Annotated in this window: 27 protein-coding genes; all 27 read left to right on the forward strand. The window is 59.0% G+C overall.

The genetic code is table 11. The annotated features are described in order from the left end of the window. Positions 1–12 precede the first annotated feature (12 nt). The 27 genes from J2I48_RS04990 to J2I48_RS05120 all read left to right on the forward strand — a co-directional run bounded on the left by J2I48_RS04990 (position 13) and on the right by J2I48_RS05120 (position 12,113). Positions 13–234 carry a hypothetical protein gene (locus J2I48_RS04990; RefSeq protein ID WP_207334303.1) on the forward strand — a complete coding sequence of 74 codons (222 nt, stop codon included), beginning with the start codon at positions 13–15 and terminating at the stop codon, positions 232–234. Then, on the forward strand, positions 227–484 hold the full coding sequence (locus J2I48_RS04995) for a hypothetical protein (RefSeq protein ID WP_207334304.1): 258 nt from the start codon (positions 227–229) through the stop codon (positions 482–484). Before J2I48_RS04990 ends, J2I48_RS04995 begins: the two co-directional genes overlap by 8 nt. A gap of 20 nt (positions 485–504) precedes the next feature. Further along, on the forward strand, positions 505–864 hold the full coding sequence (locus J2I48_RS05000) for a hypothetical protein (RefSeq protein WP_207334305.1): 360 nt from the start codon (positions 505–507) through the stop codon (positions 862–864). 1,059 nt (positions 865–1,923) lie between these two features. Then, entirely contained in the window at positions 1,924–2,571 is a 648-nt protein-coding gene (locus J2I48_RS05005) for a hypothetical protein (RefSeq protein ID WP_207334306.1), read from the forward strand. A gap of 60 nt (positions 2,572–2,631) precedes the next feature. Continuing rightward, a complete protein-coding gene (locus tag J2I48_RS05010) occupies positions 2,632–2,907 on the forward strand; it encodes a hypothetical protein (RefSeq protein ID WP_207334307.1) in 276 nt (91 codons plus the stop codon). 98 nt (positions 2,908–3,005) lie between these two features. Further along, the gene (locus J2I48_RS05015) at positions 3,006–3,185 is read left to right on the forward strand and encodes a hypothetical protein (RefSeq protein WP_207334308.1); all 180 of its coding nucleotides are present in this window, start codon (positions 3,006–3,008) and stop codon (positions 3,183–3,185) included. Then, positions 3,182–3,433 carry a hypothetical protein gene (locus J2I48_RS05020; protein ID WP_207334309.1) on the forward strand — a complete coding sequence of 84 codons (252 nt, stop codon included), beginning with the start codon at positions 3,182–3,184 and terminating at the stop codon, positions 3,431–3,433. The genes J2I48_RS05015 and J2I48_RS05020 overlap by 4 nt, the downstream gene beginning before the upstream one ends. 50 nt (positions 3,434–3,483) lie before the next feature. Then, positions 3,484–3,741, forward strand: a complete 258-nt coding sequence (locus J2I48_RS05025) for a hypothetical protein (protein ID WP_207334310.1) — start codon at positions 3,484–3,486, stop codon at positions 3,739–3,741. 300 nt (positions 3,742–4,041) lie between these two features. After that, on the forward strand, positions 4,042–4,458 hold the full coding sequence (locus tag J2I48_RS05030; protein WP_207334311.1) for a hypothetical protein: 417 nt from the start codon (positions 4,042–4,044) through the stop codon (positions 4,456–4,458). Positions 4,459–4,559: 101 nt separating this feature from the next. Continuing rightward, a complete protein-coding gene (locus tag J2I48_RS05035) occupies positions 4,560–4,733 on the forward strand; it encodes a hypothetical protein (RefSeq protein ID WP_207334312.1) in 174 nt (57 codons plus the stop codon). A gap of 176 nt (positions 4,734–4,909) precedes the next feature. Continuing rightward, positions 4,910–5,377: a hypothetical protein gene (locus J2I48_RS05040; RefSeq protein WP_207334313.1), complete on the forward strand. Its 468-nt coding sequence runs from the start codon at positions 4,910–4,912 to the stop codon at positions 5,375–5,377. Further along, on the forward strand, positions 5,374–5,718 hold the full coding sequence (locus tag J2I48_RS05045) for a hypothetical protein (protein WP_207334314.1): 345 nt from the start codon (positions 5,374–5,376) through the stop codon (positions 5,716–5,718). The genes J2I48_RS05040 and J2I48_RS05045 overlap by 4 nt, the downstream gene beginning before the upstream one ends. Beyond that, positions 5,708–6,370 carry a hypothetical protein gene (locus J2I48_RS05050; RefSeq protein WP_207334315.1) on the forward strand — a complete coding sequence of 221 codons (663 nt, stop codon included), beginning with the start codon at positions 5,708–5,710 and terminating at the stop codon, positions 6,368–6,370. Before J2I48_RS05045 ends, J2I48_RS05050 begins: the two co-directional genes overlap by 11 nt. Next, a complete protein-coding gene (locus J2I48_RS05055; protein WP_207334316.1) occupies positions 6,367–6,957 on the forward strand; it encodes a hypothetical protein in 591 nt (196 codons plus the stop codon). The genes J2I48_RS05050 and J2I48_RS05055 overlap by 4 nt, the downstream gene beginning before the upstream one ends. 11 nt (positions 6,958–6,968) lie before the next feature. Beyond that, a complete protein-coding gene (locus J2I48_RS05060) occupies positions 6,969–7,181 on the forward strand; it encodes a hypothetical protein (RefSeq protein WP_207334317.1) in 213 nt (70 codons plus the stop codon). Then, positions 7,174–7,449: a hypothetical protein gene (locus J2I48_RS05065; RefSeq protein ID WP_207334318.1), complete on the forward strand. Its 276-nt coding sequence runs from the start codon at positions 7,174–7,176 to the stop codon at positions 7,447–7,449. The genes J2I48_RS05060 and J2I48_RS05065 overlap by 8 nt, the downstream gene beginning before the upstream one ends. Positions 7,450–7,451: 2 nt before the next feature. Further along, positions 7,452–7,640, forward strand: a complete 189-nt coding sequence (locus tag J2I48_RS05070; protein WP_207334319.1) for a hypothetical protein — start codon at positions 7,452–7,454, stop codon at positions 7,638–7,640. A gap of 254 nt (positions 7,641–7,894) precedes the next feature. After that, positions 7,895–8,155: a hypothetical protein gene (locus J2I48_RS05075; protein ID WP_207334320.1), complete on the forward strand. Its 261-nt coding sequence runs from the start codon at positions 7,895–7,897 to the stop codon at positions 8,153–8,155. An 88-nt stretch (positions 8,156–8,243) separates the two neighbouring features. Beyond that, entirely contained in the window at positions 8,244–8,951 is a 708-nt protein-coding gene (locus J2I48_RS05080; protein WP_207334321.1) for a hypothetical protein, read from the forward strand. A 90-nt stretch (positions 8,952–9,041) separates the two neighbouring features. After that, entirely contained in the window at positions 9,042–9,377 is a 336-nt protein-coding gene (locus J2I48_RS05085; protein ID WP_207334322.1) for a hypothetical protein, read from the forward strand. Continuing rightward, on the forward strand, positions 9,374–9,781 hold the full coding sequence (locus tag J2I48_RS05090) for a hypothetical protein (RefSeq protein ID WP_207334323.1): 408 nt from the start codon (positions 9,374–9,376) through the stop codon (positions 9,779–9,781). Before J2I48_RS05085 ends, J2I48_RS05090 begins: the two co-directional genes overlap by 4 nt. Positions 9,782–9,785: 4 nt before the next feature. Beyond that, positions 9,786–10,400, forward strand: coding sequence for a hypothetical protein (locus J2I48_RS05095; RefSeq protein WP_207334324.1), 615 nt, complete (start codon positions 9,786–9,788; stop codon positions 10,398–10,400). Continuing rightward, positions 10,400–10,870 (forward strand): hypothetical protein, encoded by a 471-nt coding sequence (locus J2I48_RS05100; protein ID WP_207334325.1) that lies wholly within the window; start codon positions 10,400–10,402, stop codon positions 10,868–10,870. The genes J2I48_RS05095 and J2I48_RS05100 overlap by 1 nt, the downstream gene beginning before the upstream one ends. Positions 10,871–10,875: 5 nt before the next feature. Then, positions 10,876–11,019: a hypothetical protein gene (locus J2I48_RS05105; protein WP_207334326.1), complete on the forward strand. Its 144-nt coding sequence runs from the start codon at positions 10,876–10,878 to the stop codon at positions 11,017–11,019. Further along, positions 11,012–11,446, forward strand: a complete 435-nt coding sequence (locus J2I48_RS05110; RefSeq protein ID WP_207334327.1) for a hypothetical protein — start codon at positions 11,012–11,014, stop codon at positions 11,444–11,446. The genes J2I48_RS05105 and J2I48_RS05110 overlap by 8 nt, the downstream gene beginning before the upstream one ends. A gap of 3 nt (positions 11,447–11,449) precedes the next feature. Next, positions 11,450–11,605 (forward strand): hypothetical protein, encoded by a 156-nt coding sequence (locus tag J2I48_RS05115; protein WP_207334328.1) that lies wholly within the window; start codon positions 11,450–11,452, stop codon positions 11,603–11,605. 1 nt (position 11,606) lies between these two features. Next, positions 11,607–12,113, forward strand: coding sequence for a transglycosylase SLT domain-containing protein (locus J2I48_RS05120; protein ID WP_207334329.1), 507 nt, complete (start codon positions 11,607–11,609; stop codon positions 12,111–12,113). The last annotated feature ends 5 nt before the right edge of the window (positions 12,114–12,118 follow it).

Below are 12,118 nucleotides of genomic sequence, written 5' to 3' on the forward strand. Positions count from 1 at the left end.
ACTCCCCTGACCATGCCGTATTTCCTCTGCATCGTGCTGGTGGTCGTCATTGCCGTGCTGGTGTATTTCCAGCACATGACCGTGCACGTGGTACGCCACTACACCGACGAAAACGAGCGCCTGCGGGCCGATAACGACCGGCTGCGCGGGCTGGTCTCGACGCGCATCGCTGACCTGACCAGTGACGATGCCAACGCCATGATGGACATCCTGCACCAACGGCCCCATGCATAGCGCCCCCCGCCGCTCCGACACCAGCCTGACGGTCTACCGCGTCCAGTACCAGACGCTTCAGGAAGAACTAGCCCATGTCAACGATGACCTCTACGCGCTGCGGCTGCGGCCCTGGCCCCTGCGGCTGCTGCAACGGGGACAAATTCGGCTGCTGGAGGCCCGTGCGCACCGCCTGCAACAGCAAAGTGACAGCGTGTACCGGCTCATGCAGCGGCTGGTGAAACAGCACAACCCCAACGCCTTCGAGTAAGTGTTTTAACCCCCTTTCAGATGCCTAAAATCATTACCTACGCCCTGCTCAAACCGCAGGTGAAGGCCTACCACCAGATCGTGTACGGTGGCGAGTTCTACAGCCTGGCCAGCTTCAAATCGCACTGCTTTCGGGCCAAAGTCTGGGAATACCCCGAAGGGGCCGTACAGCTCTACGACACGCGTAGCAAAACCTACAGCGACCCCGAGTACAGCGACGACCCCACGCCGGAGCAAACGCCCGACGGGATGCCCGCAGCGGACGGCGACGGCCCGGCCGACCCCGATCTGACGGCCCCCGATGCCCCTGCGATGCCCCCGCCCGACTTCAGCAACCCGCCGCCCGACTTCGTGCCGGGGCCACTGCCGGTTCTTCAGTAGTTTATAGTGACGCCAGACAACCCGGCTGGCCTGATCCGGCCGGGGCTGTTTCCCCTGGTAGCCACTTGGTAGCCACTTGGTAGCGATTGGCTACCAGTGTGGTACCCAGATTGGTAGCCAACTGGTAGCCAATTGGTAGCACGGTGGTAGCCAAGTGGTACCCAGTTGGTAGCAGGTTGGTAGCCAAGTGGTAGCCAAGGTGGTAACAGGCTGTTACCAGCTGGTAACAGGCATTTTTGCTGGTAGTAGCCTATACGATATTGCCGCCAGGTCTAACCAGCCTGTAAAGCGCCTATAGTAAGCGGTAGGCGACGTCTTGCACGTTGAGCGATCATTAACGTGCCGGTGAGCCACACTGGCCAAGGGCTGCAAAGGTGGCGGTAGGCGTGGGTACGTACATCAACTGTGGGGTGGTGCCCAAATCATGATGTGCCGACGTGGCGGTTCGATTCCGCCACCTACCACATGATCCGTAACGGGATCAATTGAGTGCCCTTACTGCCCCGGTTGGGCGGGTAGGGGAAGTACCAGCCCGGTAAGGCTGCAATGGTGTGGAAACGTGTTTGGCGGGCTGGTGTGATCTGGCCTGCCAACATCGAATCGACGCCGTGGCCAGCTACCTGCCAGGCTACCCAGCCACCCTTTTTTCTTCGCTTTCATGAACGCCCTGCACCCCCGCCCCCGGCCCCCAACGGCCTAACCACCATACCGCCCCCTCGTTGTCTGGCCAGGTTGCAAACTGGCTTGTGTTCGCCCGCAACGGCACCCGCTATACTGCCAAAATTTCACGATTTTGGCACTTGACTTGGAAACATATGGCCAGCCGTAACAAGCTGATTTTTTTAGGGCAGTGGTTCACTGTACTGTTTCGGACCTTAGTATAAAGTGTTTAAAACTGTTCGACTGTCCTAGTACCAAGTGTTACAGACGTACAAGGTGTACAGTGGCCCAAATCGCACGAAAACGCGAAAAACGACTGCCGCGTCATTTGCCCGGCCGCGTGGCTCCATCGGCCTCCAATGGCCCTACAACCCCCTTATTTTTCAACAAAACGTCACTATGACCCAACCAGGCGATTCGATCAGTGCTACCATCAATGACATTGCTGCCACGATTTCGGTTAGTCTTCAACAGCGATTTGGCCAGTTTGAACGGCGCAACGCCACCTACTGCTGGACCATCAACCGCGTCGGTATGCATAAACTCTACGGGTACAGTAAGCCCGTCGGTGCCGCTGAGAAAACCGATAAACAAGCCCTGCTCTTCGACGTGATCGGGCGGATTCATCGTTCCAGCAAGGGGTATATCCGGGCGGGTAACAGCGTCGAATTTTACCGTTGCTTCACCGACGATAACCGGGATAACGTCAAGTTCCTGACGATGTACGAAACCCGGTTCGATCTGGAACCCGTGGCGCTGAGCGAAACGTGGCTGGTGCTCTGGCTGAAGAACTTTTACGATTCGCCGGTGGCCCGCTACGGGACCGAATTATTCCCCAAAACGGCTCCCGTGCCACTAGGTGGCTTGCAGATTGACCCCACCAAGCCCGCCTACCACAACAAAGCGATGTACGACGAAACCCGGACGTTCAAGAGCACCGATAAACTGCTGGATTACGTCACGGCCTTGCTGGAAAAAGGCGAACCCAAAGGCCAGGTGGAAGACTACTTCCGCAAAATGTCGATCAAACTCAAGCTGAGTACCTGAGGCTGGTACCACGGTGTTACCAGGTGGTAACACGCGATTTTACTGCTACCTGATGATGCTATGACCACAGACCAAGACCCTGACATTGAATGGGTGTATGACCTGGCATGTCCCCAATGTGGCCACGAACCAGTTTACCGACGGGACTGCATCAGTCTTGTTTGTGAAGACGGCATGGTCGATGAGTCCGAAGACGATTTTTGCCTGCCAGGCACCATCCTGATTGAATGCAGCGAATGCAATGGCCACGGGGATCACCTGTGGTGCCCACAATGTGGCTATGACCTCAACGACGACCCTGCTAAGCTGCTGGTTGACGTCGATGACGACAATTAACAGCCCTGTTACCAGGTGGTAACACAAGATTTTACCCAAAAAAATGCCCTGACCGTGCTACCAACACCGGTCAGGGCCAACCCCAAAAAACTAAGTCGATGACAAACCTACAACATCCGGCTGGGGGAAGCAACCCCGACCGCTTCGCCAACATCCAGTCGTACCAGCTGTTTGCCCGCCAGCGGCTGAGCGCCCGCCGACAGGGCAAAACGGATACCGCCGTCTATTACCAGGAGCAAATGGTACGCACTCAACGCTTAATCAGCCAACACCCATGACCAGCATCTTCATATATACCCCAGGGGCCGACGACGATCCGGCCGACACGTTTGTCTACGATTGCGCCCACTGTAGCCGCCAGCTGGAGGCCTGCGTACCCGCTAATCAGTCCCCACCCGATGGGCCAACGCTCACCCCGCCCGGCCTGGACGATGATGATTTACTGGAGGAAGGGTACTGGCAATGCCATTTGTGCCGGAAGGTGCTGGTGGCCGCGACGGAACCCGATGACGACGACGAAAACTAACCCCCTCACGCCCCCGGCTCCTGCGGTCGGGGGCATAACCCATTGACACCATGGCCAAGATCAACTTTACCAAATCGCCCAAGTCCCAAAAAGTCAATGCCAGCTACGAAGAGAAATTTGAAGCATTAAATGAAGCCATAGCGGCGGTGATGGAAGCCCACGGGTTCGATGAATTTCTGCTCACCGTCAAGTCGAAGAACGGCCCCTACTCAACCGCCATAGGCACCGATACCTATGACCAGGCGTTGCGGCTGTTCGATAAATCGCGGTCAACCATCATTGAGTTTCGCGACAGCCAAACCAAATAATCTTCGGTTCGCTGTCGCCAAAAACACCCGATATCGGGCAGATCAGGCCAAAATAGGATCTGGCCAGCTCGTGCCGGCGTCGTTTTCGTCGATCCCAAACCAAACATTATTCTGAAACTGCCCTATGAACCAGGATGAACAAATTCGCTGTACGCGCTGTCGGCACACCCACCGGTTTGGCAGTCGAGTGGACATACAAGACAAAAAGGAAACGTACCTGAGGCATTCGGTTTGCCCCCGGTGCGCGGGCCGCTCCTTCACCCGTGACAAGTCGGCGCTTAGCCTAACAACCCCTTTCCCATGATCCGCTACTTTCCTATCAAGCTCCTGTTCTGCACCAGCGATTACGTAGCCCTGCATGATTTCTGTCAGGGGTTTGCTGACTACGTGCTTGGCCACGAAGACCAATTAGACCAGGTGCGCAACGCCCACCTGGTGCTGGCCCACTTCTACACCAAGCAGTTTACCTACGCCCGCAACCAGCTCTGGACGGGTGTCACCCGCCGCCGCTCGGGCAAACGCTACCCCTTTACCATGGGGCTGCTCTACGCCCGGCTGCTGCACACCTACATGCAGGAATGCGCCATCAGCCCCGCCCAGCAACTTGTACTGGGGCAGCTGAACCAGGCGCTGACCAACGCCGGTGACGTGCTCACGCCAGGCGGCCTGGAAAGTCGACAACTGGTACCAGTAAGGCGACACCGACTAACAGAGTAGTTCTAGCGATTAGTACGTATTGGTATAGTAAGTATATTTGGTGTGCGTCATAACAGCCCAACCTATCCTATGTTCAACGTCCGCCCCCCACATTCTTTTCCATGCGTAAAAGTCAGCTCTGCGCCGAACTATCGGCTACGGGCAAACCCATCTCGTACAAAACCCTGCGCCAGTGGCTGGACCGAGCGGGGTTATATGATGAGATTCCCGACCTGAAGAACCGGCGAATCTTAACCGTCAACGAAGCCAAGCTCATTCTCAACCGGCTCAACTGACTCCCGCACCAACCTGTCAGCCCCTGGCTGACAGGTTTTTTTTGCGACTAATTGTACCTATGTGTACCTATCTGTACCCTGACTAGCGGCATCGTAGTAGGTTGGCCCCCAGAAAAGAAAGAAGGGTAGCGACATCCGGCCAGCCCCCTGTGGCGGGCTGGATGTTTTGTTTTACTATGGCCAAATCTGCAACCGAAAGAGACCCCCAGGTCAGTTTCCGCGTCCGACGCGAGATCTTCGACACACTGACCCAACTAGCCGACGGCGAAACGTTGTACCAGTTCATGCCCCAATGGGTTGAAGACATGCTGAGCGGTGAGGCGATCACCCGGCTTACCCAGGAACTGGCCGACGCCCGGCGTGTCAACGGCAACCTGGAGCGCGAAAACCAGGGTATGGCCGACCGCATGTTTGCTGCTGAAGACACCGTAAAAACCCTCCGGCAAGAAGCCGTAGACACCACGATGAACGTGGAACGCCTGCGGGCGAAGCTGGGCACGGAGTCCCAAAAAGTGCAGGCGCTCCAGCTTCAAAACGTGGAACTGCTCACCGAAAACGGTGTCCTGCGCGACCGGCTGAAGCGGGTCATCGACAAGGCCGTCCAAAATTCATTCGTCACCCGTAAAACGTTTGAAGCCTTATGAGTCAGTCCGTTAGCTCTATCCATGCGCCCGGACGCGGGACCGCCGTTGCGGCCCAGAATACCGACCTGAGTGAAGCCATCATGGTCAGTATTCCCGTGGCACAGCTCGACCGGCTCAAAGCCGCCTACGCCCAAATGCTCACCGAAAAAGTGCAGATGGAGCGGGACGTCTCCGTGTTGATGACCACCGGCCGCAGGCTCATGGCGCTCTTCCAGGGCAAAAACATCCTCAAAACGGCCAGCCAGGTCATGCGCCACCCCGAAAAGCACAAAGCCGAATTTGCCGAACTCGAAGCCCTGTACCTGAAGTACCAGCACCTCATGCCCGCCGATGGACACTGATCTTCACCAGTTGCCCGCTGGCCGCGAGCCGCTACCCGCCACCGCCGCCGACGACCTCGACGCGCTGCTGAGCCAGCCGACCAGCTACATACCGCCGCCACCCCTGGCCACCGACGAGGGGCAGGAACCTCCGCCGTCGGGCACCGTACCCCCCAATCCGGGTGACTTCGAGGCCGACCCCCAACCCGACGACACCACCGCAGATCCCGACGCCGAGCCGCCCAAAACCCGGTCGTTCTACCGCCGCCAGGCCACCCAGTTCGTGCGCACCTTCGACGTGGCGCAAAAGACGGTGCTGGCCAGCTTTGTCTACCCCCGCACCATGCTGGAGCCGGGCGATCGGGCACTGGTGAGTGAGTACCGCACCCGCTACAAAACCGCCAAACGGTCCAACCGGCTGGAGGTACCGGTAGAAGGGGATCCGCTCTGGGATGCCCTGCGCCGCTACGAACAACTCGACGCGGCGGTGGGCGAACTACCCCTGACCGACGACGAAAAAGCCGACCTGGTAGCCCCGCTGACCGACGTGCTGGAAAAGCACCAGAAAAAGGCCCTGACGCCCGAATGGGCGCTGGTGGTGGCCGTTTTCCTGGTGATGCTACCGCGCCTGGAGCCGCTGTTTCCCAACCTGTTTTCCTCGCTACAAAAATGAGTGCTACCCCCGCCGCCGCCGTCGATGCCCGCGCCAACCTGGTGGTGCTGCGGGTGGGTTTTCCGCGCACGGGTAAAACGGTTCATCTGAAACGACTCATCGAGACGGCGGGCCAGAAAAAAGGGGTGCTCATCTACGACATCAACAACGAGGCCAAGTACCAGGACTACCCCCAGATCACGCTGGCGCAGCTGGCCAAGTGGAAGAGTACGGGCATCTACCGCATTTTTTCCGACGATGACCAGGCCGTGCTAGCCGCCATTTATAAGTACGCCTACAACTGTATGGTGGTCTTTGAGGATGCCACGGCCTACATCAAACCCAACGTGCAGGATGAAATCAGGAAGCTGCTGGTGAGCCGTCGCCACCGCAACCTGGACCTGCTGTTTACCTTCCACAGCCTCAACCGGGTACCCAAGCAGTTGTATGAAATGACCAACCTGCTGGTGCTGGGCAAAACCTCAGACGGCATCGAAAACGGCGGCACGTTGCAGAAGGTACCCAACTTCGAGCTGGTGAAAGCAGCCTGGCAACGGGTGCAGGCCCACGAGAGCCGCTACCATTACGAAGTGATTACGATCCAATAACCACCCCCCCGATGCCCGCGCATGAGAGCTATACCATCAAAGAACTGCTGGCCCTCTACAACGTATCGTGGAAGGTGTGGCGGGCCTGGCTACGGCCCATTCTGCCGCAGCTGGCGGCGGCGGGCTACGTGCCGGGTCAACGACGGCTGACGCCCAACCAACAAACCATTATTTTCAACCAGGTCGGTCAGCCACCGGCCCTAACGACTGATACCCATGCGTAAGACCCTGAAAAGTTATGTCCTGGTGGTGCTGCTCTTCGCCCTGACCGTGCTCACGTTCGTCAGCGTCTGGCTGGGCTGTTATGCCATCCTGGCCTGGTTGCACCTTACCGGCGCGTTCTGGCTGTTGCCCGTGGTAGCGCTCTGTTACGTGGCCACCTACGCCACCGTCGATGCTGTCCGGGCCTGGCTGCGGGGGGTGCTGCCCGGCCTTTTTGATGATGACGATACCAACTCTACCACAACGGGCGGTGCCTGCATTCACGGCTGACGATGGACCTGACCCCGATTTTTTACGGTATCTGGGCGCTGGTGAGCCTGCTGCTGGCCATCGCGGGCGTGTTGACGGGCTGGATCCTGGCCGACGACGTGCCGCGCGCGTGGGTGGTGGCCCTGCGGCTGATCACCGGGTTTCTGCTGCTCAATACCCTGGTGTTTTTGCTGTTGCTAGTCGGGCAGTAGGTCGTTCCAGTCGACCGGTACTGCACGTGAATAGGCCCCTTACCCACCGGTAGGGGGCTTTTTTTGGTCGCCCGTCGTGGCCCCTCATCGCCATTGGTGGCCGTTGGTAAACCGGGCTGTGCCTAGCTGTTACCCCGCTGACGGTGGTCCTACAGCTTTGGACTCACAGAACGGCAAACGGGCTGGTGTCGCTCCCGCTCCTCGAAGCGAAGACACCCCCCGTTTGGCCGCTCACCTGTTGCTGCTGCTATATCATGATCGAACAAGGAAAAATTAACCTGGGCTTCGTGGCCAGCATCGTGCTGGGGCTGCTGATTGCCTACCTGCTCATTAGTGCCCTGACGCGGGTGCTGGACCGACCGGCCACCACCGCCACCACGGCCGGGCCACCACCGCCCAAACCGGCCCGCCGCAAAGCCCCCATCGGCTTCACCGATACCGCCAGCGACAGCACGGGCGCGGTAGCCGATGATGACTCGGCGGGGGACGATGATGACGATGACGGATCAGTATAAAGCCTTTGGTGGCTTCACCGATGATGATTTATGGGCCATCGCACTGGGCGATGATCCCGATACGACAACTTTTATACCGAACAATTCAATGACGACTAACAAAACCGTCGAAGCCCTGGGCGTCGGCAACCCCGTTTTAGACTTTGGGCCTGAAGACGTGCATTTCGGCTCCAACTACAAAAAAGGCCGTGCCTTCACGCTCCAGATCACCAACTCCGCCGTGGCCGCTGGCCAGGACAACGGGGTGCGGAAACTGTGCATGTTCGCGGGCCTCGATCAGCTGGTGGGTGCGGGCACCGTACCGGGTCTGTTGAAAGATGGTGCGTTCAATGACATCGACGCCAAGGCTGGCCTGTCGGGTATCAGCCAGGAGGCCAAAACCATTCTGGCCCTGCAAAAATACCTGACCACGCGGCCGACGCTGCTGAAGGCCATGCACTTGCAGTTTTCGGATGCCCTCCAGGCGGGTGCGGCCTTCCGCATCAGCTACGACGATCCGTTCGCCGTCAAGCCCGACCGCACTTTGCGCTCATCGACCAACTACGACCAGAACACCAACAACACCAACTACCTGGTGGTCGACCGCATCGACGAGATTCTGGACGGCGACACCAGCATGTACTACCAGCTCAACCCGGGCATCACGGTGACGATCACGCTGTACTTCGGGGCGAGCACGAGCCTGAAGAAAATGCTGTCGGTCTTCAAGAAAACGGCCGAATCCGAAATTGCGACCACGGGCCAAGGGGCCATTGACCGCATGGACATCATTGCCGCCGCCAACGCGCTGCGGTAGGCCGGTAGCCCCCTTTTGTATAGCAGTGGTGTGTGACTGCGGGCTGGCCGATGGTCAGCCCGCACACGTTTTTAGCCACTCCCCACGCCTATGCCTACAGCCCCTGGTCTGACGGCCGTCCGCTTTTCGAATGCCCCCGGCCTGGAGGCCACCACCGACCCGGCCACCGGCGTCTGCACAGTGGGCAGCGCGTTGTGGCGTCGGCTCAGTGCACTCGAGCGGTATTTCCTGCTGCTGCACGAAACGGCCCACCAGGTGCTACAAACGGGGGATGAACGGGCCTGTGATGCCTACGCCCTGGCCCAGTACCGCAGGCGATTTCCCCGTGATGTGTGGCCCACCTATACGCTGCTGACTCACGTGCTCGATGCGAGCGATCCGGTTCACGCCGCCCGCTTGCAGCAGCACTTAACGAACCTGTTATGAATCCCATTTCGTACCCCCTGGCCCTGTACCTGGGTCGCCTGAGCACGACGCAGAAAGTGGGGGATAAGGTCATTTTCGCCGATTACACCAAGACGACACCCAAGTACACCGACGTGACGGGTGGGCAGAAAAAGCCCATCACGTTCCAGGAAATTCTGAACTACGGTACGCAGCTGGGCGGGCTGGCGGTGAACATCATCAACGCCCTCAAAAGCCCGCCGACGTCGGGCAGTGCGGGCATCAGCCTGACGGGCCTGAGCGGGGCCGAACAGGCAGCGGTGGGTGATCTCAAGGCTCAGGCTGACGCCGAAACCAAACGCAAACAACGCAACACGTATCTCATTGGCGGCATCGCGCTGGTGGTGATCATCGGGGCGACCCTCATTTTCAAACACAACAAGTAAGGCTATGACCTCACAAGTAAATCGGTTTTCCGATGCCCTGGCCCTGGCGCAGGGCAGTGCGTATTACGCCGACGGCGGTACCGTGCGTGGCATCACCCACAAACAGCATTTAGGCTGGTTCAACGCCGACGTGGCCGTATTCGCCTGGGTGCGCGACGGCAAAGTATACCCCGTGGTGATGGAGGCCAATACGAGCTTTTCGAACTACGGCGACTGCCGCATCGTGCAGGCTACGTGGCTGGCCGGTACCGAGTTCAACAAATCCATCCTGGCGCTGCTCGATCAGTACAGCGTCAACGGCGAACCCATTGGTAAGGCCGCCTCGCTGGGGCTGGTCGTTAGCCTGACCTACCCCAATTCAGCCACCATTGGCGGTGGTGGATCGGGTAGCGGTGGTGGCACCGGTGGGTCGGGTGGCGGCACCGGTGGCGGCACCGGTTCGGGTGGTGGCACTGGTTCGGGCGGTGGCTCCGGGTCGGGTTCGGGTGGTGGTGGTGTCATCAACACCCCGGCGACGACGGGCTTTTTCACCAAATACAAGACGCCGCTCATCATCGGCGGGTCGGTGCTGGGCGTGATCGTCATTGCCGTCGTGGCCTGGTTTGCCCTCAAAAAGTAATGACGACTTCCACGCGGTGGGTAATGGTGGGCCTCGCCGTGGTGGTGCTGAGTCTGGTGGCGGCGGTGGCTTCGGCTGCTGTCCGCCGCCGACAAGGCGACACCACCGCGCCGGGCAGTACCACCGGTGGCAGCACGGGTCCCAACGGGACCATCGACGGCGGTACGCTGATCGACAAGCTGCAAAACGAACCCTGTTTGCTGGTGTCGGGTGGCACGGTGCAGGCGGGGGAGGTGCTCTACAGCCTCAAAAACACGCCCATGGTGGTGGCTCCCGATAACAAAGCGGCCATCGTGACCGAGCGATTCGATAACGAGGTCGTTGGCACCTTCACCGGCAAGTACGCCTTCAACCCCAACTACTTCGCCGGGGGCAGCTGCTTTTTGCAGGTAAACCCCACCGGCGCGGGCGCGGGTAAGCTCCTCTGGGTGCTCACCAAGCACGTGTATACCAAGACGTATCCGATCTAATCGACATGACGGAGATTCCGCTAAAATACATCCTCACCGGCCTGGCCGTGAGCGCCATCCTGGCTTACCTCAGCTGGAGCGCCGGGGGGCGGGCCGGTACGCAGGCGGGCACCGACTACTGCACCCAAAACCTGTTTCCCAATGCCTAACAACCTCTGGAAATGGGCCGTGGGTGGCCTGGCCATCCTGGCGGGGCTGTACTGGCTCAACTACTACAGTAGCAAAAAACGGGTGCAGGCCTCCACCAAATGCCCCGGCACCCTGGATCTGCCCGACAAAGGCCGGACGCTGGGGGGCTTTTCGCTCATCCAGGCCTCGAACCTGGCCAAAGAGTGCAACGACGTCTTCGACGCCTGGATCAGCACAGGTTACGGGCAGGATGCCCTGATCGAGAAATTAACGGGCCTGACCAACGATCAGCTCTACGCGGTGATGACCGTCTACGACGGCACCTACCAACCCGGTCTGATCGAAGAAATTGGGGATGACTACACCTACATGATTCCCCAGTACGTCACGGGCGGGAAAGGTGCGCAACTGCTTAAACGACTTAAAGCCCTCAAAAGTGGGGCCTAATTTATGCTCTCCAGCCTTTTTTCCGATAACGGTGTGAACGCCAACGTCAACGTCAACGTGCAGGTGGATACCACCAGCACCATCAACATCGCCGTCGCCCTAACGGTGGCGGGTATCCTCATCATCATCATCAACCGGGTGGTGACTAAATACTGGTAAGATGAAGCAACTTCCCTACCAGGCCCTCATCGGTCCCCAACTGCTGGCGGGCATCATCGACCTGGCGCAGTGGCTGGGCATCAACCCCGCCTGGCTGCTGATCGTGATGTACAAAGAAAGTGGCCTGAACCCCAAAGCGGTGAACCGCTATTCGGGGGCCAGTGGCCTCATTCAGTTCATGCCCGGCACGGCCAAGGGTCTGGGTACGTCAGTGGCGTATATACGCACCCTGACGGGCCTCCAGCAACTGCCCTGGGTGAAGCAGTACTTCACGCCCTACCGGGGCCGGATGCACTCGTTATGGGACACCTACTTTGCGGTGTTCTACCCCGCCGCCATTGGTAAACCCACTGACCACGTGCTGTTTAGCCGGGGTTCGACGGCCTACAAATGGAACAAAGGCATGGATATGAACAAGAACGGTCACGTGTCGGTGGGCGACGTGAAAGCCTGGCTGCTGCGCTACCTCCCCGACGACTACGACCCCTGCGACTGCGATTGTCATTAACCTAA

This window comes from Fibrella aquatilis, assembly GCF_017353255.1.
GTDB classification, from domain to species: Bacteria; Bacteroidota; Bacteroidia; order Cytophagales; family Spirosomataceae; genus Fibrella; species Fibrella aquatilis.